Raw genomic sequence first — 24,696 nt, 5'->3', positions numbered from 1 at the left:
TTAACTATATGTAAACAGGAAGATAACCATGTCACAAACCGTTCATTTCCAGGGCAATCCAGTCGCCGTCGCCAACACCATTCCTCAAGCTGGTAGCAAAGCACAGGCTTTTACCCTCGTGGCAAAAGATCTGTCTGACGTCACACTGGCTCAGTTTGCAGGCAAGCGCAAGGTGCTGAATATTTTCCCAAGTATTGATACCGGCGTTTGTGCGGCATCGGTACGTAAGTTTAACCAACTGGCGACAGAAATCGACAACACCGTCGTACTGTGCGTTTCTGCGGATCTGCCGTTCGCCCAGTCTCGTTTCTGCGGCGCGGAAGGTCTGAGCAACGTCATTACCCTTTCCACTCTGCGTAATCCTGACTTCCTGAAAGACTACGGCGTTGAAATCACTGAAGGCCCGCTGAAAGGTCTGGCAGCGCGTGCCGTGGTGGTCATTGATGAAAACGACAACGTCATTTTCAGCCAACTGGTGAACGAAATCACCAACGAACCTGACTATGCTGCTGCGCTGGACGTGCTGAAAGCGTAAGACGGTAAAAAAGCCCGATGGCGCAACGCTCATCGGGCTTCTAATTCTTGTGTCGTTTCTACTCTTCGCTTTTCTTCTGATTCAAACCGTATTCACGTAACTTATTGGCAATCGCGGTATGTGAGACGCCCAGGCGTTTCGCCAGTTTACGCGTGCTCGGATAATTGCGATAAAGCTGCGTCAACACGGAACGTTCAAAACGACTGGTGATATCATCCAGCGAGCCTTCCATCGCATCTTCACCAACGGCAACGGTCGTGGCGTCGTAATCCGGCAGCAAGATATCCTGCGGACGTAATTCGTACCCTTCAAGCTGCGTCAGCGCCCGGTAGATGGCGTTTTTAAGCTGGCGCACGTTGCCCGGCCAGCCATAACGGGTTAATACGGTGCTGAGATCGGCAGAGAGTTTTGGACGCGGCACACCCTGCTCATCGGCAAAACGCGCCACGAAAAGTTCAGTGAGCGGCATGATATCCTGCGGGCAATCACGCAGCGGCGGCAGATTGAGCGTCAGCACATTCAGACGGTAGTAGAGATCCTCGCGGAACAGCCCTTTTTGCACCAGTTCCACCAGATTCTTCTGCGTGGCGCAGATCACCCGGACATCAACGTGAACCTCATGATCCTCGCCAACGCGACGGAAAGTGCCGTCGTTAAGAAAACGCAGCAATTTGGTCTGCATGCGTGGCGACATCTCACCAATCTCATCCAGCAGCACCGAACCCCCGTTAGCCTGTTCAAAGAAGCCTTTTTTACCTTCCGGCGCATGACCAAACAGTTCGCTTTCAACTGCATCTTCAGGAATGGAGGCGCAGTTCAATGCCAGATACGGTTTTGCCGCACGCGGGCTTGCCAGGTGACAGGCATGGGCGAAGAGATCTTTACCGGTTCCGGTATCGCCGGTAATCAGCAGTGGCGCGCTCAGCGTAGCCAGCTTGCGAGCCTGCTCTACGACATGCTTCATTTTCGCGCTGACGGCGATAATCTGGCTAAACGCGCTCAAATCCTGGGTCGTCAAATTCTGCAACTGACGCCCCATTCGGATGGTAGAACGTAACATAACGACAGCGCCCGTGAGCATGTACTCGTCATTTTCCCCTTGCAAATGAACCGGGGTAATCTCCATCAGGAAGTTCTGCCCATTGATCACCACATGCTCGTTGTGAGAGACCTGCGGGTTGCTCTCCAGCCAACGCTGGAAGTTGAAGCCGTTGATCAACTGCGCGGCAGTGTGATTGCGCATACGCTCCTGATTTTGTGCAAAAAGCTGACAGCTCGCGGGGTTCGCCATCTCTATTTTACTTTTCATATCCAGAGAGAGGACGGGTTCCGGCAACGCTTCGAGCAGTGCGCTCAGCGCCAGATGCTCGCGTTCAGACGGCATCCACGGCACCGTACGGACATCGGTCACGCCGGAAATGCGGCGGATCTCCGCCATCAGGCTGCTGAAGTTGGTGAACTCCAGTTCAGCAAAATTAAGGTAAATTCGCCCGATGGGGTCAATCTCAATACCGCGTAAATCAATGCTACGAAGCACCAGCAAATCGAGTAACTCGCGGGTCAGACCAAGACGGTCTTCACAAAAGACTTCCAGACGCATGGGAACTTTCACCTAAAACAATGAGCTATTAGATAGATGATAAGCCAGTATTCGATTAGCAGGAAGGATTCTGTCAACAATTATTGACAGCATGACGGAAAATTGGGCGCCGGGCCGTAAAGTTATACGGTCAGCGCCCTTCCAGCGATCAATTTTCGCGCGGGGTTTTGCTTTTCTGCAAGGTCTCTTTGACCTGAACGATAAGCTGGCGACGAAAATCCCCCAGACGCGGCTTATCATCGTCGATCCACGGTAAGGGACGACACAGCTCCATCGCTTTAATGCCCAGACGAGCGGTTAACAGCCCGGCGCCAATACCCTGCGCCGCACGGGCAGACAAACGCGCCGCCAGATCCTGCGACATCCAGTCCATCCCGACTTCACGCACCAGCTCGCTGGCGCCCGCAAACGCAATATTGAGCAACACCAGACGAAACAGGCGCAGACGGCTGTAATACCCCAGTTCAATGCCATACAGCGTCGCAATGCGATTGATCAGCCGCAAATTTCGCCAGGCGATAAATGCCATATCCACCAACGCCAGCGGGCTGACGGCGATCATTAACGTGGATTCGGCGGCCGAACGGCTGATTTCACGTCGCGCCTGGGCATCCAGCACCGGTTGCACCAGTTGAGCGTATAAGCTGACCACTTCCCGATCATTTTGCGTTTCGTGAATCGAAGCATACCAGCGCTGCAACGCCGGGTGAGACTGATCGATACCGGCCTGCTGCGCCAGCTTTTCGCAAAACGCACGGCCCTTTCCCGTACCGTGGCTGTGCAACAGGTCGCGCGCTTCATCCCGTTCATGCGCCCGCTGGCGTAATCGCCATAACCGACGCCATTCTGTCGCGACCGAGCCAACGCCTGCGCCAATGATCAACGCCCCGGCGGCACAACCGCCCAGCGCCACCCAGTCCTGGGTTTGCCATGCGTTCATGGTCCATTGCACGCCCTGGCCCACAACGCTGACGCCAAACAACGCCAGTCCCCCCATCACCATCTTGCGCCACAAACTGCGTTTCGGGCGCAGCGCGGCATCAATGACCGCTTCCGCTTGTCCCTCGTCTTCCAGAGGTTCATCCACCTGCGCGGGGGCAAAGGTCTGCGCCTGCGTCTCGCTGAAGGTCTGTTGCGTTTTAAGCGTCTGGTTTTGCTCCACCTCCAGTGGACCTGCGAAGTCGATACGCGGTTTTAACGGTTCGCTCATCGCAATTTGTCTCCTATTAAAAATTCCAGCGCGGCATCCAGACGAATGTGCGGCAATGGTTTATCCACATCCATCACCTGCGGGCGAAACGCTTCAAACTGGAAACCCTGACTGTCCCAGAACGCTTGTCCCGGCAGGCGTGCGGGCACTTCGCCGGGATACACCGTTAACGGTGTTCCGTCGCTTAAACGGTTACCGCGTAAAGCCGGGATCTTTTCACCATTTACGTCGATCAATCCACTGGTCGTCGCCTGTACGGACGCCAGTCCCAGACAATCCATGCTGATGCCTTCAAACGCCGCGTTTTGCCAGGCATCCTGAATCAGTTGCTGGAGCAAAGAGACCATATTGGCATGTTGATCGACAGTCACATGGTCTGCCTTGGTCGCCGCAAACAGCAGTTTATCAATCACCGGGGAAAAGAGTCGGCGAAATAGCGTTCGCTGACCATAGTGGAAACTCTGCATCAATTGCGTCAGCGCCAGACGCATATCGTTGAACGCCTGCGGCCCGCTGTTCAACGGTTGCAGGCAATCCACCAGTACAATCTGGCGATCAAACCGCAGGAAATGGTTTTTATAGAACCCTTTCACCACTTTTTCACAGTAGTAATTAAAGCGTTCACGCAACATTCCGGCGTTGGTGTATTTATCCGCCTGCGCCAGTATCGATTCGCCATGCGCATCCACATCCGGCCACGGGAAAAACTGCAACGCAGGCGCGCCCGCCATATCGCCCGGCAGCACAAAGCGGCCAGGCTGAATAAAGTGCAGCCCCTGCTGTTTACATTGGTGCAGATACGCCGTCCAGGCCGCAGCGATCTCCGCCAGGCGGTTTTCATCAGCAGGCGCCAGCGGGTCCAGCCCTTGGCATAGCTGACGCCATTTGGCCGACCATTCGCCCCGCTGCCCTTGCAGTAAGCCGGTCATTTGCCGGGACCAGCTCAGGTAATCCTGCGCCAGCATCGGCAAGTCGAGCAGCCATTCGCCGGGATAATCGACAATCTCCAGGTATAACGTCGAGGTGTCTTTAAAATGACGCAGCAAAGAATCATTGGATTTATAGCGTAACGCGAGGCGGATTTCGCTCACGCCGCGCGTTGGCGTCGGCCAGGCAGGCGGCTGGCCATAAAGCTGGGCCAGCCCTTCATCGTAGGTAAAACGTGGAATACCAAAATCACGTTGTGGAACGCGTTTCACGCCCAGCAAACGCTCCTCACGCACCGCGCTTAGCAGCGGCAGTCGCGATCCGGCATGGATGTTGAGCAGTTGGTTAACCATCGCAGTGATAAACGCGGTTTTTCCACTGCGGCTAAGTCCGGTAACGGCCAGACGTAAATGCCTGTCTACACCGCGATTAACCAGCGAGTTAAGTTCGTTTTTGAGTCGCTTCATCGCCATCCTGTTGTGCCTGAAGAGTCCATAAAAAGTATAACGAGCAGGAAATAAAGATAGGGGCTGATTATTAATTATCAACTCTCCGAGGTATTTATGGCGACGCCGTTTACGCCGCCACAAGCAGAAAAGTACACCTGTTATCGTTCTTACTGATGATCAGGATTTCACCATCCTGTACACATGGCCTTAAGAAAATATTTCCCGCATCCTCTTATCGCCCATAGCGCCGGGATAATTTAGCCGCTGCCCGGCTCAGTAAAGGCTCAAGCGCCAACGCCAGCAACATCTTCAGCGGGCGCCGGGCCACGGATTTCACCGCCCACCCCGCTACGCCTGCGGGACCGTAGCGTAACGCAGTCAGGAGAACCAGCTTCCCTGCAAGTTTAAAGCCCGGCTTCACCTTTTGCCCGGCGCGTTGCCAGCGAGTATTCATCTCTACCCTCTTACAATTGACGGAAGCGGCTGCGTAACGTGAAGGTATCAGAGGTCACATAGCGCTCCATTTCGCGTAAACGTTTTTCGCCTGCGGCCAGTTCATGATCCACCGCATCTAACAGTTCACCGCTGGAAGACTGTTGCTCGCCCGTTGCCATGCTGTCCGGCATCGGGTCCAGTACAAAAGAGAGAATGATGTAAGCCACCAGGGTGAAAAATGCCAGACCAAAGAAGATCGACAACACCACCAGGATACGCACCAGTTTCACCGGTACATCAAGGTACTGCGCGATACCGGCACACACCCCTCGCACCATCCCCTGCTGCGGCATACGCCATAATTTCTTGTTCAGGTTAATTCCTCCCATTAGCGATCCCTCCAGTTCGGATGTTCGGCGTCAAGAATGGCTTCCAGCGCCTGAATACGCTCGCGCATGCGTTGCGCTTCGTCGGTTAGCTGCATTAAACGTTGCTGTTCGCTTTGCGACAGTTCACCCCGACCGGAACGGTTGCTGTAATGCAGCCATAACCAAATCGGTAACACGAACAGCACGAAAATGGTTAACGGTATGGCCAGAAATAACGCGCTCATGAGTGCTCCTTACAGGTGATGAGCGGCGGCGCGTTCGGGCGCCGCCAGGTATTATTATTGGTTATCTTGCTTCATTTTGGCTTTCAATTGCGCCAGTTGTTCGCTGATTTCATCATCTGCTTTCAGATCGGCAAACTGCTGATCCAGGGTTCTCTGCTTGCCAAAGTTTTGGCTTTCCGCTTCCGCCTCCATCTGATCGATACGGCGTTCAAACGATTCAAAACGCGCCATAGCCTCATCCAGTTTGCCGCTGTCCAGTTGACGACGAACATCACGGGAAGAGCTTGCCGCCTGGTGGCGCAACGTCAATGCCTGCTGACGGGAACGGGTTTCACTGAGTTTATTTTCCAGCTCGCCAATCTCTTTCTTCATCCGCACCAGCGTGTCGTCAACCAGTGTCGCTTCCTGATCGAGGGTGGCGATCAAATCCGTCAGTTTTTGTTTCTCAATCAGCGCGGCGCGCGCCAGATCCTCTTTGTCTTTACGCAGCGCCAGCTCGGCTTTCTCCTGCCACTCCGCCTGCTGCGCGGCGGCCTGCTCAATGCGACGGGATAACTGTTTCTTTTCTGCCAGCGCGCGCGCGGAATTAGAACGGACTTCCACCAGCGTATCTTCCATTTCCTGAATCATCAGGCGCACCAGCTTTTGCGGATCTTCCGCTTTTTCCAGCAGCGCATTAATGTTGGCGTTCACGATGTCGGCAAAACGAGAAAAAATACCCATAATTCAATCCTCACACGGTATGTTCTGATATCGGGCTATGCCCTGCTACAGGGTTAATACAATCTGCGTGCCAACTTTTTAATATATTGATTATTAAAACAATGTACGATTTTACCTCACGAGAGAAATAGGCTAAAGTGGTGAATAACACTAACAAGTGGTGAATCTCATCATGGCAGAATACAAAGATAACCTTCTCGGCGAAGCCAACAGCTTTCTTGAAGTGCTGGAGCAGGTTTCCCATCTGGCGCCGCTGGATAAACCCGTGCTTATCATTGGCGAACGCGGAACAGGGAAAGAGCTGATCGCCAACCGGCTGCATTTTCTCTCAACGCGCTGGCAAGGGCCGTTCATCTCCCTTAACTGCGCCGCGCTCAATGAAAACCTGCTCGACTCCGAGTTATTTGGTCATGAAGCAGGCGCATTTACCGGCGCGCAAAAACGTCATCCCGGGCGCTTTGAACGCGCCGATGGCGGTACGCTCTTTTTGGATGAGCTGGCGACCGCTCCCATGCTGGTTCAGGAAAAACTGCTGCGGGTGATCGAATACGGCGAACTGGAGCGCGTCGGCGGCAGCCAGCCGTTGCAGGTTAATGTGCGTCTGGTCTGCGCGACAAATGCCGATTTGCCGCAAATGGTGAGCGAAGGGACATTTCGCGCCGATCTGCTGGACCGGCTCGCTTTCGACGTCGTGCAGCTTCCCCCTTTACGCCAGCGTCAAAGCGACATCATGTTAATGGCCGAACACTTTGCCATTCAGATGTGCCGTGAGATTCATCTGCCTCTCTTCCCGGGTTTTACCGCGCGGGCGAGAGAAACCCTGCTTCAGTACCGCTGGCCGGGAAATATTCGTGAGCTGAAAAACGTGGTTGAGCGTTCGGTTTATCGGCATGGCAGCAGCGATTATCCGTTAGATGAAATTATCATCGACCCGTTTAAGCGTGACATTCCCGAACCGACGCCGCCGGAAACGCCCGTTTCTGCGCCATCATTGCCGCTGGATTTACGCGAATTTCAGCAACAGCAGGAGAAAGACTTTCTGCAAATCAGCCTGCAACAGGCGAAATTTAATCAAAAACGGGCAGCAGAATTGCTGGGTCTGACCTACCACCAGTTGCGCGCATTGCTCAAAAAACATCAGATTTAGCGCTCATGCCCGGGACAGTTGTTCTCATTCTGTGGGGGTAATATGTTAAGTGAATTAATTAGGTTTTCTTTATAATTAATTTCGATATTGGTTAATAACATAATAAAAATAATTACAAAGGTGATTGAATTTCCAGCGTAATGTTATGCCCAACGATTTTGCATACAAGGGAAATGCCATGAATTGGGATAAACACGCAGCCGTAGAATACGCACGCAGACACGCTATGATGGGTGCGAGCCTGGCTGGCTTGTTAATCAGCTCTTCTGCTTTTGCGGCGTTGTCTCCCGGCGGACCCGAAGCTACAGCTTTAACATTTAATCGCTGGTACATATCCCAGTTAATACAGGAGAAAAATCCACTGGCTGATTATGAGGGACTCCAGCCCTACGTTACAGCAAACACCATTGCTGCGTTAAAGACCTCAAATACAGCAGACCCAGACTCCGAAGATGTACCCGATTCTGATATGTTCATCAAAGCCCAGGATTTTGACGATGACTGGCAGCAAATAGAGATCGTCTCATCAGACTTAGATCCCGTATGTACACAGGTTTATGTCTCTTTCGGCGCTGAACAGAAACACACCGTAATAGACTGCATGGTGAAAGAAAACGGTACCTGGAAAGTACAATCTGTCGCAGGCCAGAAAATATTGCGAAACGTAAGCCTGAAGTAATCATGTATCAAAGCCCGTAACTTAACTGAACGGGCATTTCCTTTGGTGTTTATTCAACCAGTATGACGATTCCTTCATTGCAATTGTGTACATTTACGCCAGTTGTCCGCAGTCATTTTTACCTGGCGGGCCGAAGTGCGATACACTTTGCAGATCGAATCTAAAAACCTTAAAAATTATGCGCCTGGTTTTATCGTCTCTGATCGTGATGGCTGGACTCCTGAGTGGTCAGGCTGCGGCTGCGCCTGAACCGACTACGCACGCTGATATTCGCGACAGCGGCTTTGTCTATTGCGTCAGTGGGCAGGTCAACACCTTCAATCCACAAAAAGCGAGCAGCGGCCTGATCGTTGATACGCTTGCCGCCCAGCTGTATGACAGACTGCTGGATGTGGACCCTTATACTTATCGTCTGGTGCCGGAACTGGCAGAAAGCTGGGAAGTGCTGGACAACGGCGCGACCTACCGTTTCCACCTGCGTCGCAACGTCGCTTTCCAGAAGACCGCCTGGTTCACCCCTACCCGCAAGCTGAACGCGGATGACGTGGTGTTTACCTTCGAGCGCATTTTTGATCGCAAACATCCCTGGCATAACGTTAACGGCGGCAGCTTTCCCTATTTCGACAGTTTGCAGTTTGCCGATAACGTCCAGAGCGTGCGTAAGCTGGACAACAATATCGTCGAATTTCGCCTGACCCAACCAGACGCCTCCTTCTTATGGCATCTGGCGACACACTATGCGTCGGTCATGTCAGCGGAATATGCGGCGCAGCTGACAAAGCAGGATCACCCGGAACTGATTGACCGCCAGCCGGTCGGCACCGGCCCGTTCCAGCTCTCGGAATATCGCGCCGGACAATATATTCGTCTGCAACGTCATGAGGGATTCTGGCGTGGTAAACCGCTGATGCCGCAGGTGGTGGTTGACTTGGGCTCCGGCGGCACAGGCCGTTTATCGAAATTGCTCACCGGCGAATGCGATGTGCTGGCCTGGCCTGCCGCCAGTCAGCTCACGATTCTGCGCGACGATCCGCGCCTGCGTTTGACGCTGCGCCCCGGTATGAACATCGCCTACCTGGCCTTTAATACCGATAAGCCGCCGCTGAATAATCCCGCCGTACGCCATGCGCTGGCGTTGTCGATCAACAACCAGCGGCTGATGCAGTCGATCTACTACGGTACAGCGGAAACCGCCGCCTCTATTTTGCCGCGCGCCTCGTGGGCCTATGACAACGAGGCTAAAATTACAGAATACAATCCGGCTAAATCCCGCGAGCAGTTGAAAGCGCTGGGGCTGGAAAACTTAACGCTACAGCTGTGGGTGCCGACCAGTTCCCAGGCCTGGAACCCCAGCCCGCTGAAAACCGCCGAGCTGATCCAGGCGGATATGGCGCAGGTCGGCGTAAAAGTGGTGATTGTTCCGGTAGAAGGTCGTTTCCAGGAGGCGCGGTTAATGGACATGAACCATGATCTGACGTTGTCCGGTTGGGCAACCGACAGTAACGATCCAGACAGCTTCTTCAGGCCGTTGCTGAGCTGCGCCGCCATTAACTCGCAGACCAACTTTGCACACTGGTGCCATCCTGAGTTTGACGGCATTCTGCGAAAAGCGCTCTCGTCCCAGCAGCTTGCGGCGCGTATTGACGCGTATGATGAAGCGCAAAATATTCTGGCAAAAGAGCTGCCGATACTGCCGCTCGCCTCCTCGCTGCGTTTACAGGCTTATCGCTATGATATTAAAGGGCTGGTTTTAAGTCCCTTTGGTAACGCCTCGTTTGCCGGTGTTTCGCGGGAAAAAGAAGATGAGGTGAAAAAACCATGATTATTTTCACCCTGCGTCGGTTTCTGCTGCTGTTGGTCACGCTGTTCTTTCTGACCTTTATCGGCTTTAGCCTGAGCTATTTCACGCCCCATGCGCCATTACAGGGCGCATCGTTGTGGAACGCCTGGGTTTTCTGGTTTAACAGCCTGATCCACTGGGATTTTGGCGTTTCCAGCATTAACGGCCAGCTGATCTCTGAACAGCTCAAAGAGGTTTTTCCCGCCACGATGGAGCTGTGCATTCTCGCTTTCGGCTTTGCTCTGATGGTCGGGATCCCGGTGGGGATGCTGGCAGGCGTAACGCGGAATAAATGGCCAGACCGTTTCATCAGCGCCCTCGCCTTAGTGGGATTTTCGATTCCGGTCTTCTGGCTGGCGCTGCTGTTGACGCTGTTTTTCTCGCTCACGCTCGGCTGGCTGCCGGTATCAGGTCGTTTTGATCTGCTTTACGAAGTGAAGCCGGTCACCGGTTTCGCCATTATTGATGCCTGGATTTCCGACTCGCCCTGGCGCGATGAGATGGTGATGAGCGCAGTGCGCCATATGGTATTGCCGGTGCTGACGCTGGCCGTCGCCCCCACCACGGAAGTGATTCGTCTGATGCGCATCAGCACTATTGAAGTGTATGACCAGAATTACGTGAAGGCAGCGGCGACGCGCGGTCTGTCACGGCTGACGATTCTGCGTCGACATGTGCTGCACAACGCGCTGCCGCCGGTGATCCCGCGTCTCGGCTTGCAGTTTTCCACCATGCTGACGCTGGCGATGATCACCGAGATGGTCTTTAGCTGGCCGGGGCTGGGACGCTGGTTGATCAACGCTATCCGCCAGCAGGACTACGCCGCTATTTCCGCAGGCGTAATGGTGGTTGGTTCGCTGGTGATTATCGTCAACGTGATCTCTGATATTTTGGGTGCTATGGCTAACCCTCTGAAACATAAGGAATGGTATGCCTTACGATAGTGTGTACAGCGAAAAGCGCCCACCGGGAACGCTGCGCACTGCCTGGCGCAAATTTTATGGCGACGCTTCTGCGATGGTCGGTCTTTACGGCTGCGCAGGTCTGGTGGTGCTGTGTATTTTTGGCAGCTGGTTTGCTCCCTACGGCATCGATCAGCAGTTCCTCGGCTACCAGTTGTTGCCACCGTCCTGGTCGCGCTATGGCGAAGTCTCGTTTTTTCTGGGCACGGACGATCTGGGGCGTGACGTTTTAAGTCGCCTGCTGAGCGGCGCGGCGCCCACCGTCGGCGGCGCGTTTATCGTCACGCTGGCGGCAACGCTGTGCGGCCTGATTCTGGGCGTTGTCGCCGGGGCTACGCACGGCTTACGCTCCGCCGTACTCAACCATATTCTGGACACCCTGCTCTCTATTCCGTCGTTGCTGTTGGCGATTATCGTTGTTGCCTTTGCCGGGCCGCATCTGAGTCACGCAATGTTTGCCGTCTGGCTCGCACTGCTGCCGCGTATGGTGCGCTCGGTCTACAGCATGGTGCATGACGAGCTGGAAAAAGAGTATGTGATCGCCGCGCGTCTAGATGGCGCCACCACGCTCAATATTCTCTGGTTCGCCATTCTGCCCAATATTACCGCCGGTCTGATTACCGAAATCACCCGCGCGTTGTCGATGGCGATCCTCGATATCGCCGCGCTCGGTTTTCTCGACCTCGGCGCGCAACTCCCCTCTCCTGAATGGGGCGCCATGCTCGGCGACGCGCTGGAGCTGATATATGTCGCGCCGTGGACGGTGATGTTACCTGGCGCGGCAATTATGATCAGCGTTCTGCTGGTGAACCTGCTTGGCGACGGCATCCGGCGCGCGATTATCGCGGGGGTGGAATAATGCCGTTACTGGATATACGTAACCTGACCATTGAATTTAAAACCGGCGAAGACTGGGTTAAAGCCGTAGATCGGGTCAGCATGACGTTAAATGAAGGGGAAATTCGTGGGCTGGTCGGCGAATCCGGCTCCGGGAAAAGCCTGATTGCGAAAGCCATTTGCGGTGTGGCGAAAGACAACTGGCGCGTCACCGCCGACCGTATGCGCTTTGACGATATCGACCTGCTGCGTCTTTCCGCGCGCGAGCGCCGCAAACTGGTCGGCCATAACGTGTCGATGATCTTTCAGGAACCGCAGTCGTGCCTTGATCCTTCGGAGCGCATTGGCCGTCAACTGATGCAGAATATTCCCGCCTGGACCTATAAAGGTCGCTGGTGGCAGCGTATTGGCTGGCGAAAACGCCGTGCCATTGAACTGTTGCACCGGATCGGCATTAAAGATCACAAAGACGCGATGCGCAGTTTTCCGTATGAGCTGACGGATGGCGAATGTCAGAAAGTCATGATCGCCATTGCGCTCGCCAATCAACCGCGCTTGCTGATTGCCGACGAACCGACCAACGCGATGGAACCCACCACCCAGGCGCAGATTTTCCGCCTGCTGACGCGCCTGAACCAGAACAGCAATACCACTATTTTGCTGATCAGCCATGACCTGCAAATGCTCAGCCAGTGGGCAGACAAAATTAACGTTCTGTATTGCGGGCAGACGGTTGAAACTGCGCCCAGTAAGGATCTGGTGGCTACGCCTCACCACCCTTATACTCAGGCGCTCATCCGCGCGATACCGGATTTTGGCAGCGCCATGCCGCATAAAAGCCGCCTGAATACCATGCCAGGGGCAATCCCGCTGCTGGAACAATTACCGATAGGTTGTCGTCTGGGGCCGCGTTGCCCGTATGCTCAACGAGAATGCATTGAAACCCCGCGTCTGACCGGGGCGAAGAATCATCTCTACGCCTGTCATTTTCCGCTGAATATGGAGAAAGAGTGACATGGTGGAAACCCTGCTCGAAGTGCGTAACCTGAGTAAAACCTTCCGCTACCGTACAGGATGGTTCCGGCGTCAGACCGTCGAGGCGGTAAAGCCGCTCAGCTTCACCTTACGCGAACGCCAGACGCTCGCCATTATTGGCGAGAATGGCTCCGGCAAATCCACGCTGGCGAAAATGCTGGCAGGAATGATCGCGCCGACCAGCGGCGAACTGCTGATTGACGATCATCCGCTGAAATACGGCGACTACTCGTTTCGCAGCCAGCGCATCCGCATGATTTTTCAGGACCCGTCAACGTCACTCAATCCGCGACAGCGCATCTCGCAGATTCTGGATTTCCCGCTGCGGTTGAACACCGATCTGGAACCGGAGCAGCGACGTAAGCAGATTATTGAAACCATGCGGATGGTCGGCCTTCTCCCTGACCACGTCAGCTATTATCCGCACATGCTGGCGCCAGGGCAGAAACAGCGTCTGGGATTAGCCCGCGCCCTGATTTTACGCCCGAAGGTGATCATCGCCGACGAAGCGCTGGCTTCGCTCGATATGTCGATGCGCTCGCAGCTCATCAACCTGATGCTGGAACTCCAGGAAAAACAGGGGATTTCGTATATCTACGTCACTCAGCATCTGGGGATGATGAAACACATCAGCGATCAGGTGCTGGTCATGCACCAGGGCGAAGTGGTCGAACGCGGCAGCACCGCTGATGTTCTCGCCTCTCCGTTACATGAACTCACCCGCCGTTTGATCGCAGGACACTTCGGCGAAGCCCTCACCGCCGACGCCTGGCGAAAAGATCGCTAGCCTGAAGGAGCGTTATGATGTTGTTGTCTGAATCAATTAACGGCCATTTGGCCATCCACCGCGCGCCCCGAATGCAGGAGCGCCCATGAGAAAATATTCCTGGCTGATCCTGTGTCTGGCGCTGGCTGTGCTACTGGCGTCCGCTTTTGCATTCACTCGCGCTGACAACCAGACTGAACCGGCATTCGGCTACACTCTGGACTTCAAAAAACCGTTGTCCGGGATCGACAATTTATCCTCCCTGAGCTACGTGCCCGAAGAAGATGTTTTTGTCGCCACCCTCAACAGACCCGCCACCATCCTCAAACTGTCTAAAAATGGAGAAATACTCGCCAGAAAAAGCATCGCAGATCGGATTAAAGATGCTGAATCAATCGAATACGCGGGTAACGGGACATACTTACTGGTCGATGAAGCAGACTCCGCGATGTATGTTTACCAGCTCAGCCAGAATCTGGACGTCAGGTCAGTGAGAAAAATAGAAACAGACCTGTTTGAGAACGCGCGCAATCGGGGAATCGAAGGCATTGCCTGGATGGCCGGACGAAATGAACTCTATTTCGCCAAAGAACGTAAACCGGTCATGCTGTACCGAACCCAAAGCGACGGCGGCCTTACTCATTTTTCTGAGATCGTCCCGCTGGATGATCTGATTAAAAATCTGGACGTAGACGATATCTCCGCCCTTCACATCCACGGTGAACATCTGCTGATCTTATCTGATGAGTCACGCAGCCTGACAGAGATAGACCTGAACGGCAATGTGCTGCGCCGGATGTCATTAACGCAGGGCGAAAATGGTCTTGAGGAAGATATCCCGCAACCTGAAGGCGTGTCGATGGATAAGGCCGGCAACATTTATATTATGAGTGAGCCGAACCTGTTTTATCGATTTGAAAAGGTCTCGACTGGCAGGTAAACCGTAAGTTCAGACTCTTCTTTCCCGTTGAAGCGCGGTTTTGACGGGAGAGAAGAAATGGCGATACGCGGGCTTTTGTGAAGTCAGAAAACACTGGAAACGTTTGAGATGGTGCCGACTACCGGAATCGAACTGGTGACCTACTGATTACAAGTCAGTTGCTCTACCTACTGAGCTAAGTCGGCCTGGGCCGCCATCGAGGCCTCGAACCCCGTTCCCTACAACACCCACAACAAATGTCGTTCGCTCTTCCAGATGAGCTAATGGCGGTTTGACGGTTCTTGTGAGTTATCACGCACTTACGCGTCATAACGAACCGGCTGCGAATAATACATAAGTAGAATTAGTCATGCAACCATTATGATTCGTCCAAATGTATTTATCCCTTATATTCGCAGCGCGTCACCCGCTCGTGCTGGTTGGATGAGGCGAACCTGATAGCGAGTGATATACTGGACGGATGCAGGAAAATATCGAAAGTGAACAGGCTCGTCCTGCGCCGCCCCGGAGCTAAGTCACGGGAAATGACGGAAAAATATCGTGACACAAAGGGCTGTGAGTGGGATATAATTTCGAGCTAATTTCGAATAACTTTGAAATGTTGCTTTTAATTTATTGATATTAAAAGCAAAAAATAAGTAATGACTATAAGGATTAAAGCTATGGGTTTTCTTTCCGGTAAGCGCATTCTGGTAACGGGTGTTGCCAGCAAATTGTCCATCGCCTACGGTATCGCTCAGGCGATGCGCCGCGAAGGAGCTGAACTGGCGTTCACCTACCAGAACGACAAACTGAAAGGCCGCGTGGAAGAGTTTGCCGCTCAACTGGATTCCAGCATCGTGTTGCAGTGTGATGTGGCTGAAGATGCCAGCATCGACGCTATGTTTGCCGAGCTGGGTAAAGTCTGGCCGAAATTCGACGGTTTCGTTCACTCTATCGGCTTCGCGCCTGGCGATCAGCTGGATGGCGACTATGTGGATGCCGTTACCCGTGAAGGCTTTAAAATCGCACACGACATCAGCTCTTACAGCTTTGTGGCGATGGCAAAAGCTTGCCGTACCATGCTGAATCCGGGTTCCGCCCTGCTGACCCTGTCTTATCTGGGTGCTGAGCGCGCAATCCCGAACTACAACGTCATGGGTCTGGCAAAAGCGTCTCTGGAAGCAAACGTGCGTTACATGGCTAACGCGATGGGCCCGGAAGGTGTTCGTGTTAACGCAATCTCCGCAGGTCCGATCCGTACTCTGGCCGCGTCCGGCATCAAAGATTTCCGTAAAATGCTGTCGCATTGCGAAGCGGTTACGCCGATTCGCCGCACCGTTACCATTGAAGATGTGGGCAACTCTGCCGCCTTCCTGTGCTCCGATCTGTCTGCCGGTATCTCCGGTGAAGTCGTTCACGTCGACGGCGGTTTCAGCATCGCAGCCATGAACGAACTGGAACTGAAATAATCGTTTCACTTCCCGCAATGGGCGGCGCAGCGTCGCCCATTATTCCCTTCTCTGATGACGCCTTTCACCCCCTTCCATTCTTCGCGCGCTGTCGCATCGCGGTATATATCATTCTGATATTTATTATCACCTAACAATCTTTTATCCCCTCTCTTGCTTACGCCAGGATAATGCAGCGAAAACGATCCGGCGTGATTCGACGACGACGTGTCCGGGTCGCCACTTTTAGACCAAGGAACGCCCATGGAACAACGCCGAATTGAAGGCAAAAGCCACTGGTATCATGAAACCCAGTCCAGCACTTATCCGCAAGAGGTTCTCCCGCTGGTGCCGGAAGCCGCGAACGTCGAGGACAGTTTTCTGCTGGATTTAGCGATCGCCGAAGACGTGCTTTTACCCTTTCAGTCCTGGTTGCACCCTGCCCGTCAACTTGCTCAACGCCTCTTTCCCGAGCGCGTCACACAGAATCGTCTCCACACGTTCAGCGCCTATGAACGAATGAGTACCGCATTGACCGTTGCCCAGGTCTATGGCGTACAGCGGCTCTGTAACCATTACGCCGCGCGACTAACCCCGCTTCCCGGCCCGGACTCCTCCCGGGAGAGTAACCACCGACTGGCGCAAATCACGCAATACGCGCGTCAACTGGCCAGTTCCCCTGCGGTCATTAATGCCCGCGACCGCCAGCATCTTGACGATGTGGGTCTGACGACCTGCGACATCATTCTGATAAACCAGATTATTGGTTTTGTGGGTTTTCAGGCGCGCGTCGTGGCGATATTCCAGGCTTATCGTGGACACCCCGTCCGCTGGGTGCCGGGTCTGGATATACAGCAATTCGCCGATGCGCAGCTTTTCCAGGAAAAGGACGCGCAATGGCACCCGGCTCAGGAAGGCGTGGAAATACGTTACGCCAGCGCCGAACAGCTGGAGTGCCTGTCTCACCATCAGCCGGTTGCAGAACTGCTGACGCTCGCGCCAGTCCTGGTTCACGAACCCGCCCTGCTTTCTTTACTTGGCACACTGCTCACCAGCGCCCTGCGTACGGATGCGCCACCGGCGTCGCTCCCGCTCGCCACGCTGCTCACGTCACGCATCAATGGCAGCGTCGCCTGTTTTAATGAACAGTCACGCCACGCGGGCGAATGGGCAGAGACAATTTCGGTGTTCCGCCGGGGTGAACGGGAGATACAGCACTGGGAAAGCCAACATCCGGTTGAGCGTCCTGTCACGCAAGCGATACAATGGCTGACCAGGGCGCCCGATCGTTTTAGCGCTGCGCAATTCACGCCGTTACTCGAACAAGGGGCGTCACTGGAACAGGCCGTCAACTTGCTGGGCTGGTGCGGATTGTGCGGTTGGTTGAACCGTTTAAAAATCGCGTTGGGCGAAACACATTAACCGCGCCTTTACTGAAAGAGCGCTTGCTGCGCCAGGCAGAATCGCGTAAAACTGTCAGCCGCTCTTTTGGCCACGAAAATAGACAATTATGTTTCAGGACAACCCGCTGCTAGCGCAGCTTAAACAGCAACTACATTCCCAGACGCCGCGTGCTGAAGGGGTGGTAAAAGCCACGGAAAAAGGCTTTGGCTTCCTGGAAGTCGATGCACAAAAAAGTTATTTCATCCCGCCGCCGCAGATGAAAAAAGTCATGCATGGCGACCGTATTGTCGCGGTGATCCATACGGAAAAAGAACGCGAGTCCGCCGAGCCAGAAGAACTGATCGAGCCGTTCCTGACCCGCTTCGTGGGCAAAATCCAGGGTAAAAACGATCGTCTGTCCATCGTACCGGATCATCCGTTGCTGAAAGACGCTATCCCATGCCGTGCCGCCCGTGGCGTGGAACACGAATTTAAAGAGGGTGACTGGGCCGTTGCCGAAATGCGCCGTCATCCGCTGAAAGGCGACCGCTCTTTCTACGCCGAGTTAACCCAGTTCATCACCTTCGCCGACGATCACTTCGTACCGTGGTGGGTCACGCTGGCTCGCCATAATCTCGAAAAAGAAGCGCCGAACGGCGCGGCGACAGAAATGCTTGATGAAGATCTGGTACGCCAGGATCTGACCGCGCTGGATTTTGTCACTATCGACAGTGCCAGCACCGAAGACATGGATGACGCCCTTTATGCGCAAGAGTTGGGCGAAGGTAAGCTGCAACTGACGGTTGCGATTGCTGACCCGACCGCGTGGATTGCGGAAGGCAGCAAGCTGGATAACATCGCAAAAATCCGGGCGTTTACCAACTATCTGCCGGGCTTCAACATCCCGATGTTGCCGCGCGAACTGTCTGACGACCTCTGTTCCCTGCGCGCGCAGGAAGTTCGTCCGGCACTGGCCTGCCGCATGACCATTGCCGCCGACGGCACTATTGAAGATGACATCACCTTCTTTGCGGCCACGATCAAGTCGAAAGCCAAACTGGCCTACGACAATGTCTCCGACTGGCTGGAAAATACCGGCAGCTGGCAGCCTGAGAGTGACGCTATCGCCCAACAGATCCGCCTGCTCCAGCGCATTTGCCTGAGCCGTGGCGAATGGCGTCACAACCATGCGCTGGTGTTCAAAGATCGCCCGGACTATCGCTTTATTCTTGGAGAGAAAGGCGAAGTGCTGGATATCGTCGCGGAACCTCGCCGCATTGCGAACCGCATTGTGGAAGAGTCCATGATCGCGGCGAACATTTGCGCCGCCCGCGTGCTGCGCGACAAACTGGGCTTTGGCATTTACAACGTTCACATGGGCTTTGACCCGGCCAACGCCGACGCGCTGGCAGCGTTGTTGAAAACGCATGGCCTGCACGTTGACGCAGGAGACGTATTAACCCTGGAAGGCTTCTGCAAACTGCGCCGCGAGCTGGATGCCCAACCGTCCGGTTTCCTGGACAGCCGCATTCGTCGCTTCCAGTCATTCGCAGAGATCAGCACCGAACCGGGCCCTCACTTCGGACTGGGTCTGGAAGCGTATGCAACCTGGACCTCTCCGATTCGTAAATACGGCGACATGATTAACCACCGCCTGCTGAAGGCCGTCATCAAAGGCGAAACCATCGCGCGTCCACAGGAAGAGACAACGCAGCAGATGGCCGAACGCCGCCGCCTGAACCGTATGGCGGAACGTGACGTCGGAGACTGGTTATATGCGCGCTTCCTGAATGATAAAGCCGGTACAGAAACACGCTTTGCGGCGGAAATCGTTGATATCAGCCGCGGCGGGATGCGCGTTCGCCTGGTCGATAATGGCGCAATGGCCTTTATCCCGGCGCCGTTCCTGCATGCCGTACGTGACGAGCTGGTTTGCAGCCAGGAAAGCGGCACCGTGCAGATCAAAGGTGAAACGGTATACAAAGTGACGGATGTGATCGATGTAACGATCGCGGAAGTTCGCATGGAAACCCGTAGCATTATCGCCCGGCCTGTCGCCTGACGTTTTTGATGTAGCGGCCTTTCTTTAACCGGAAAGGCCGTTTTTTTTCTGCCCGCTCCACCCACCTCACGCTACACTTCACTCATCCGTTCAGAATTATTTTTATCCGCTCGCTATGCTTTTTTCTGAATCTGGATTACATATAAATACATAAGTAAAACAATATGTTCAGCCATAATTACCTCGTACGAATCATGGCTAACCTTTCTCCTGAGGCTGTATGCGCTTTAAACGGGATGGTAAGCATCATGAAAGACGTTCTGGAGCCTGTTTCATTGTTTAGCGATTTGGGAACCCATAGCCCTTACTGGCGTTTATCGGATGACTGCGACACCCTGCGTTTATCCGCGACTGAGGCTGCCGACGCTGACCAGACCGTTGCGTTATCGTCCGAGCAGGCTGACCGCATCCGGGAGATGACCGTCATCACGTCAAGCCTGTTACTCACCCTTCCCGGTGAACATAATGCCGTTCCCGTGCAACTTGTCGGGCGAAAAATCAACAAGCGCGAATGGGCAGGAAACGTATCGGTCTGGCATGATGCGCCCTCAGATACGCAGGAGGCCGTTCTGGGACTCTCCTTTGCAGAGCAGGTGGTATCAGAGGCCAACTCAGCGATCGTAATCCTTGACAGCCGCGGGAATATCCAGCGTTTTAACCGTCTTTGCGAAGAATACACCGGGTTAAAAGAGCATGACGTCATTGGGCAAAGCGTCTTCAAATTATTTATGAGCCGGCGCGAAGCCGCGGCCTCCAGGCGCAACATCAGCGGTTTTTTCCGCAACGGCAACTCTTATGAGATCGAACGCTGGGTAAAGACCCGCAAAGGCCAGCGACTGTTTCTGTTTCGGAATAAATTTGTCCATAGCGGCAGCGGTAAGAACGAAATCTTTTTAATCTGTTCAGGCACCGACATTACCGAGGAGCGGCGTACGCAGGAGCGTTTACGCGTACTGGCGAATACGGACACAATCACCGGGCTGCCTAACCGGAATGCCATTCATGAGCTGATTAACGATGCCATTGAAAACGCGGGCGACAATCAGGTTGGTATCGTCTATCTGGACCTGGACAACTTCAAAAGGGTGAACGACGCCTACGGGCATATGTTTGGAGACCAGCTGTTACAGGCCGTCTCGCTGGCGATCCTGAGTTGCCTTGAGGAGAATCAACTGCTGGCCCGCCTCGGCGGCGATGAGTTTATCGTTCTCGCCACGCAGACTTCGCAAGGGTCACTGGAGGCCATGGCATCGCGAATTCTCACACGCTTACGTCAACCCTTTCGCATTGGCCTTATCGAGGTGTATACCGGCTGTTCTATCGGTATCGCCCTTGCGCCACAGCACGGGCATGACAGTGAAAGCGTGATTCGTAATGCGGATACCGCAATGTACACCGCGAAAGAAGGCGGACGTGGACAGTTTTGCGTGTTCTCTCCCGAGATGAACCAGCGCGTCTTTGAGTATCTTTGGCTGGACACCAATCTGCGCAAAGCGCTGGAAAACGATCAGCTCCTGATCCACTACCAGCCGAAGATGACCTGGCGCGGCGAAGTCCGCAGCCTCGAAGCGCTGGTGCGCTGGCAATCACCGGAACGCGGGTTAATTCCCCCGCTGGAGTTTATCTCCTACGCCGAAGAGTCTGGGCTGATTGTCCCGCTGGGGCGATGGGTGATGATGGATGTTGTACGGCAGGTCGCCAAATGGCGCAGCAAAGGCATCAACCTGCGCGTCGCGGTGAATGTATCCGCCCGCCAGCTCGCGGATCAAACTATTTTTACCGACCTGAAGCAGGTGCTTCATGAACTGAACTTCGAATATTGCCCGATTGATGTCGAACTGACAGAAAGCTGTTTGATTGAAAACGAAGAGCTGGCGCTGACCGTCATCCAGCAATTCAGCCAGCTTGGCGCACAGATACATCTGGACGATTTTGGCACCGGCTACTCGTCGCTTTCTCAGCTTGCCCGCTTCCCCATTGATGCGGTCAAGCTGGATCAGACGTTTGTCAGAGACATTCATAAGCGGTCGGTTTCGCAATCGTTAGTACGCGCGATCGTCGCCGTAGCGCAGGCGTTAAATCTACAGGTGATTGCGGAAGGCGTCGAAAGCGCAAAAGAAGATGCATTTTTAACCAAGAATGGCGTCAACGAGCGCCAGGGGTTCCTGTTTGCCAAACCCATGCCCGCCGCCGCTTTTGAACGCTGGTACAAACGTTATCTGAATAAAAAGATGCGCTGAGGTGGGCAAAAAACAGGCGTTCGGGACAGGGTAAGAGGCCTCTGGTAACAAACTTATCTGCATGTAATAACAGAATATATAATATTACCCAATGGTTTTGGCGAATCCTGTTTTTCCCCTTCTCTTTTGGCATTATTTTTTGCATCATGAAATTCATACATTTTTGACGTAAGGATGATAACCATGTCTGATATCGACGCCCAACGTGTTGCCGAACGCATTGATACCGTGCTGGATATCCTTGTTGCTGGCGATTACCACTCTGCCATCCACAACCTTGAAATTCTTAAAGCGGAGTTGTTAAGTCAGGTGAAAGAAGATACCGACGCCTCCTCGACGAAACCCCGGGCTCCGTGGGAGATCTAAGTGACGCGAGCTTTTCGTGGCACCTGACTCAGGAAACGCAGCATCCCTTATACTCCCCGGTACTGATACCGTTATAAAAATTAAAATTATGAATTCCCGACAACAATCAATTTTGCAAATGGTCATTGATAAAGGCCAGATGAGCGTGGCTGAGCTGGCGAAAATCACTGGCGTCTCTGAAGTCACGATCCGACAGGATCTTAACACCCTGGAAAAACAGAGCTATCTGCGCCGTGCGCATGGTTTTGCCGTCTCTCTGGACAGCGATGACGTCGAAACGCGCATGATGACCAATTACACGCTCAAACGCGAACTGGCTGAATTTGCCGCATCACTGGTCAGCCCCGGCGAATCCGTATTTATTGAAAACGGCAGCAGCAATGCCCTGCTGGCCAGAACGTTAGCGGAACAAAAGGATGTCACCATTATTACGGTGAGTAGCTATATCGCTCACTTGCTCAAAGAGACGCCGTGCGAAGTGATCCTCCTTGGCGGAATCTACCAGAAAAAAAGTGAAAGTATGGTCGGGCCATTGACCCGCCAGTTTATCCAGCAGGTTCACTTCAGTAAGGCCTTTATCGGTATCGATGGCTGGCAGCCGGATACTGGGTTTACCGGACGGGACATGATGCGATCGGATGTGGTTAACGCCGTACTGGAAAAAGGCTCTGAAGCCATTGTTCTGACGGACAGCTCTAAATTCGGCGCAGTACATCCTTATACGCTGGGGCCGTTAACACGTTTTAGCCGCGTGATCACCGATTCCAGAATAAGTGCGGACCATCAAATGCAACTGGAACGCACCGGGCTGACGGTGAACATCATCGAACCTCGCGCCTGAGCGCATTGCAGATGATTTGCCGGATGGCAAATCATCTCTCCCCTCTGAGATTTTTCCGACAATCTAATTAAGACTATTTACCTGTTATTAACAGGGTAAAGTCGTAAAATTTATATTAGCGATATAACAGGAAGTGACTATCACCTGCGTGATTTTAAGCTGTTACCCCTGCGCAACAAGGTTTTGCGGACAGTCTCTTTAATGGCTTTAATGAACATCATTTTAGCTATAATTAAAGAGAACTTACTTCCGTGAATCAATTATTCAGGAGAAAGTATTATGTTTATGACGAGCAAAAAAATGACCGCCGCTGTTCTGGCAATTACCCTGGCGATGTCTCTGAGCGCTTGCTCTAATTGGTCTAAACGTGACCGTAACACTGCGATCGGTGCAGGGGCTGGGGCGTTGGGCGGTGCTATTTTAACTGACGGTAGCACGCTGGGTACGCTAGGCGGGGCTGCGGTAGGTGGTGTTATCGGCCATCAGGTAGGTAAATAATCTACGGTCGACCGGCTCGAAATAATAATACGGTAATTCTTTACAGGTCTTTACTCTAAATATACACAGTGAAATTTAAAGCCACGATAAATAACTATCGTGGCTTTTTTCATTAGCCGCCAGCCAGTTTAACTTTCATTCCTTTGGCTTCCAGTAATGATTTAATCAGATCGCGCTTATCGCCCTGAATTTCAATTATTCCCTCTTTAACCGCCCCACCGCAGCCGCATTTTTTCTTCAGCTCTGCGGCCAGTTTGGTCAGTTCAGCATCATCCATATCAATGCCGGTAACGAGGCACACCCCCTTACCTTTCCGCCCACTGGTCTGGCGCTGAATACGAAAGATACCATCACCCTTTGGGCGTTCAACCGCCGCTTTCGGTTCGTCAATCCGGCCCGTTTCCGTGGAATAGACCAGACGGCTGTCAGAATTGTTCATCAGGCTCCCCGTTTCAGTGATGCATTAATGGCCTTCAGGGTTTGCGCAGGGTCAGCAGACTGCGTAACCGGTCGTCCTATAACCATATAGTCCACGCCCGCCGCCAGCGCCTGTTCCGGCGTCATGATACGGCGCTGATCGCCAGCGTCAGATCCCTGAGGACGAATACCCGGCGTTACCAGCTTAAACTCTGTGCCAAATTCCTGCTTAAAGCGCACCGCTTCCTGCGCCGAGCAGACCACGCCATCCAGCCCGCAATTTTGCGTCAGGCGCGCCAGACGTTCCGCATGCTCAGCCGGTGACAATGTCACGCCAAGATCCGCCAGATCGCTGGCTTCCATGCTGGTCAGTACCGTCACCGCAATCAGCAATGGCGCATCCTTACCCAGCGGCAGTAAGGCTTCGCGCGCTGCGGTCATCATTCGCGCCCCACCCGACGCATGGACGTTAACCATCCATACGCCCAGATCTGCCGCCGCTGCAACGGCATGTGCCGTGGTATTTGGAATATCATGAAATTTCAGGTCAAGAAAGATATCGAAGCCGCGCTGCTGCAAATCACGAACCAACTGCGGGCCGAACAACGTGAACATCTCTTTGCCGACTTTCAGGCGGCAATCACGCGGGTCGATTCTGTCGACGAAAGCCAGCGCGTTATCACGATTATTGTAATCCAGAGCAACAACGACAGGAGAATCGGTAACAGCGCGGGAAGAAGATGAAGCAGTAAACGTCATGA

25 protein-coding genes and 1 tRNA gene are annotated in these 24,696 nt (G+C 53.7%); 16 read left to right on the top strand and 10 right to left on the bottom strand.

Features of this window, described 5'->3' with window-relative positions; translation table 11 throughout:
- Nucleotides 1–28 precede the first annotated feature (28 nt).
- Nucleotides 29–535 carry a thiol peroxidase gene (gene tpx / locus OGV50_RS18030; RefSeq protein WP_012132276.1) on the top strand — a complete coding sequence of 169 codons (507 nt, stop codon included), beginning with the start codon at nt 29–31 and terminating at the stop codon, nt 533–535.
- Between the two features lie 58 nt (nt 536–593).
- Here the strand turns inward: tpx and tyrR are convergent, their stop codons facing one another.
- The 7 genes from tyrR to pspA all read right to left on the bottom strand — a co-directional run bounded on the left by tyrR (nt 594) and on the right by pspA (nt 6,492).
- Complete coding sequence (tyrR, locus tag OGV50_RS18025; protein ID WP_071258372.1) at nt 594–2,135, bottom strand: transcriptional regulator TyrR; 1,542 nt, start codon at nt 2,133–2,135, stop codon at nt 594–596.
- Between the two features lie 148 nt (nt 2,136–2,283).
- Entirely contained in the window at nt 2,284–3,345 is a 1,062-nt protein-coding gene (locus OGV50_RS18020; protein WP_012132270.1) for a YcjF family protein, read from the bottom strand.
- A complete protein-coding gene (locus OGV50_RS18015) occupies nt 3,342–4,739 on the bottom strand; it encodes a YcjX family GTP-binding protein (protein ID WP_286488690.1) in 1,398 nt (465 codons plus the stop codon). Before OGV50_RS18015 ends, OGV50_RS18020 begins: the two co-directional genes overlap by 4 nt.
- Nucleotides 4,740–4,953: 214 nt before the next feature.
- A complete protein-coding gene (gene pspD / locus OGV50_RS18010) occupies nt 4,954–5,175 on the bottom strand; it encodes a phage shock protein PspD (protein ID WP_012132268.1) in 222 nt (73 codons plus the stop codon).
- Nucleotides 5,176–5,185: 10 nt separating this feature from the next.
- A complete protein-coding gene (pspC, locus tag OGV50_RS18005) occupies nt 5,186–5,545 on the bottom strand; it encodes an envelope stress response membrane protein PspC (protein WP_286488689.1) in 360 nt (119 codons plus the stop codon).
- Nucleotides 5,545–5,769: an envelope stress response membrane protein PspB gene (gene pspB, locus OGV50_RS18000; RefSeq protein ID WP_012132266.1), complete on the bottom strand. Its 225-nt coding sequence runs from the start codon at nt 5,767–5,769 to the stop codon at nt 5,545–5,547. Before pspB ends, pspC begins: the two co-directional genes overlap by 1 nt.
- 54 nt (nt 5,770–5,823) lie before the next feature.
- Nucleotides 5,824–6,492: a phage shock protein PspA gene (gene pspA / locus OGV50_RS17995; protein WP_286488688.1), complete on the bottom strand. Its 669-nt coding sequence runs from the start codon at nt 6,490–6,492 to the stop codon at nt 5,824–5,826.
- 172 nt (nt 6,493–6,664) lie between these two features.
- Between pspA and pspF the strand changes: the two genes are divergently transcribed.
- The 8 genes from pspF to OGV50_RS17955 all read left to right on the top strand — a co-directional run bounded on the left by pspF (nt 6,665) and on the right by OGV50_RS17955 (nt 14,698).
- Nucleotides 6,665–7,639: a phage shock protein operon transcriptional activator gene (pspF, locus tag OGV50_RS17990; RefSeq protein WP_012132264.1), complete on the top strand. Its 975-nt coding sequence runs from the start codon at nt 6,665–6,667 to the stop codon at nt 7,637–7,639.
- A gap of 178 nt (nt 7,640–7,817) precedes the next feature.
- Nucleotides 7,818–8,318 carry a DUF3828 domain-containing protein gene (locus OGV50_RS17985; RefSeq protein ID WP_080975402.1) on the top strand — a complete coding sequence of 167 codons (501 nt, stop codon included), beginning with the start codon at nt 7,818–7,820 and terminating at the stop codon, nt 8,316–8,318.
- 178 nt (nt 8,319–8,496) lie between these two features.
- Nucleotides 8,497–10,140 carry an ABC transporter substrate-binding protein SapA gene (sapA, locus tag OGV50_RS17980; RefSeq protein WP_134769382.1) on the top strand — a complete coding sequence of 548 codons (1,644 nt, stop codon included), beginning with the start codon at nt 8,497–8,499 and terminating at the stop codon, nt 10,138–10,140.
- Complete coding sequence (gene sapB, locus OGV50_RS17975) at nt 10,137–11,102, top strand: peptide ABC transporter permease SapB (RefSeq protein WP_047463560.1); 966 nt, start codon at nt 10,137–10,139, stop codon at nt 11,100–11,102. The genes sapA and sapB overlap by 4 nt, the downstream gene beginning before the upstream one ends.
- Nucleotides 11,089–11,979 carry a peptide ABC transporter permease SapC gene (gene sapC / locus OGV50_RS17970; protein ID WP_012132258.1) on the top strand — a complete coding sequence of 297 codons (891 nt, stop codon included), beginning with the start codon at nt 11,089–11,091 and terminating at the stop codon, nt 11,977–11,979. Before sapB ends, sapC begins: the two co-directional genes overlap by 14 nt.
- The gene (sapD, locus tag OGV50_RS17965; protein WP_286488687.1) at nt 11,979–12,971 is read left to right on the top strand and encodes a peptide ABC transporter ATP-binding protein SapD; all 993 of its coding nucleotides are present in this window, start codon (nt 11,979–11,981) and stop codon (nt 12,969–12,971) included. The genes sapC and sapD overlap by 1 nt, the downstream gene beginning before the upstream one ends.
- A 1-nt stretch (nt 12,972) precedes the next feature.
- On the top strand, nt 12,973–13,779 hold the full coding sequence (sapF, locus tag OGV50_RS17960; RefSeq protein ID WP_012132256.1) for a peptide ABC transporter ATP-binding protein SapF: 807 nt from the start codon (nt 12,973–12,975) through the stop codon (nt 13,777–13,779).
- An 85-nt stretch (nt 13,780–13,864) separates the two neighbouring features.
- Nucleotides 13,865–14,698 carry an SdiA-regulated domain-containing protein gene (locus OGV50_RS17955; RefSeq protein WP_049008168.1) on the top strand — a complete coding sequence of 278 codons (834 nt, stop codon included), beginning with the start codon at nt 13,865–13,867 and terminating at the stop codon, nt 14,696–14,698.
- A 109-nt stretch (nt 14,699–14,807) separates the two neighbouring features.
- Here OGV50_RS17955 and OGV50_RS17950 read toward each other — a convergent pair.
- Nucleotides 14,808–14,883 (bottom strand) — tRNA-Thr (locus OGV50_RS17950).
- A gap of 477 nt (nt 14,884–15,360) precedes the next feature.
- Here OGV50_RS17950 and fabI point away from each other — a divergent pair.
- The 7 genes from fabI (at nt 15,361) to osmB (ending at nt 23,518) form a co-directional block, all read left to right on the top strand.
- Nucleotides 15,361–16,149 carry an enoyl-ACP reductase FabI gene (gene fabI / locus OGV50_RS17945; protein WP_058669218.1) on the top strand — a complete coding sequence of 263 codons (789 nt, stop codon included), beginning with the start codon at nt 15,361–15,363 and terminating at the stop codon, nt 16,147–16,149.
- 243 nt (nt 16,150–16,392) lie between these two features.
- A complete protein-coding gene (locus OGV50_RS17940) occupies nt 16,393–17,550 on the top strand; it encodes a carboxymuconolactone decarboxylase family protein (RefSeq protein ID WP_286488686.1) in 1,158 nt (385 codons plus the stop codon).
- 88 nt (nt 17,551–17,638) lie between these two features.
- A complete protein-coding gene (locus OGV50_RS17935; RefSeq protein ID WP_219937035.1) occupies nt 17,639–19,573 on the top strand; it encodes an exoribonuclease II in 1,935 nt (644 codons plus the stop codon).
- Nucleotides 19,574–19,821: 248 nt separating this feature from the next.
- The gene (gene pdeR, locus OGV50_RS17930; protein WP_047463555.1) at nt 19,822–21,813 is read left to right on the top strand and encodes a cyclic di-GMP phosphodiesterase; all 1,992 of its coding nucleotides are present in this window, start codon (nt 19,822–19,824) and stop codon (nt 21,811–21,813) included.
- A gap of 183 nt (nt 21,814–21,996) precedes the next feature.
- The gene (locus tag OGV50_RS17925; protein ID WP_024130304.1) at nt 21,997–22,179 is read left to right on the top strand and encodes a YciZ family protein; all 183 of its coding nucleotides are present in this window, start codon (nt 21,997–21,999) and stop codon (nt 22,177–22,179) included.
- Between the two features lie 88 nt (nt 22,180–22,267).
- Nucleotides 22,268–23,020 carry a DNA-binding transcriptional regulator YciT gene (gene yciT / locus OGV50_RS17920; protein WP_024130303.1) on the top strand — a complete coding sequence of 251 codons (753 nt, stop codon included), beginning with the start codon at nt 22,268–22,270 and terminating at the stop codon, nt 23,018–23,020.
- Nucleotides 23,021–23,299: 279 nt separating this feature from the next.
- The gene (gene osmB, locus OGV50_RS17915; protein ID WP_012132246.1) at nt 23,300–23,518 is read left to right on the top strand and encodes an osmotically-inducible lipoprotein OsmB; all 219 of its coding nucleotides are present in this window, start codon (nt 23,300–23,302) and stop codon (nt 23,516–23,518) included.
- Between the two features lie 112 nt (nt 23,519–23,630).
- On the opposite strand, the gene yciH is transcribed toward osmB, so the two are convergent.
- Together yciH and pyrF are read right to left on the bottom strand one after the other, a co-directional pair.
- Complete coding sequence (gene yciH, locus OGV50_RS17910) at nt 23,631–23,957, bottom strand: stress response translation initiation inhibitor YciH (protein ID WP_286488685.1); 327 nt, start codon at nt 23,955–23,957, stop codon at nt 23,631–23,633.
- Entirely contained in the window at nt 23,957–24,694 is a 738-nt protein-coding gene (gene pyrF, locus OGV50_RS17905; protein WP_134769376.1) for an orotidine-5'-phosphate decarboxylase, read from the bottom strand. The genes yciH and pyrF overlap by 1 nt, the downstream gene beginning before the upstream one ends.
- Nucleotides 24,695–24,696 lie beyond the last annotated feature (2 nt).

The sequence above is a fragment of the Citrobacter sp. CK180 genome (assembly GCF_030333655.1).
In the GTDB taxonomy this organism is placed as follows: Bacteria; Pseudomonadota; Gammaproteobacteria; order Enterobacterales; family Enterobacteriaceae; genus Citrobacter_B; species Citrobacter_B koseri.
The sequence above is the reverse complement of the archived record's forward strand: the minus strand, read 5'-3'. Positions and strand labels throughout refer to the sequence as shown.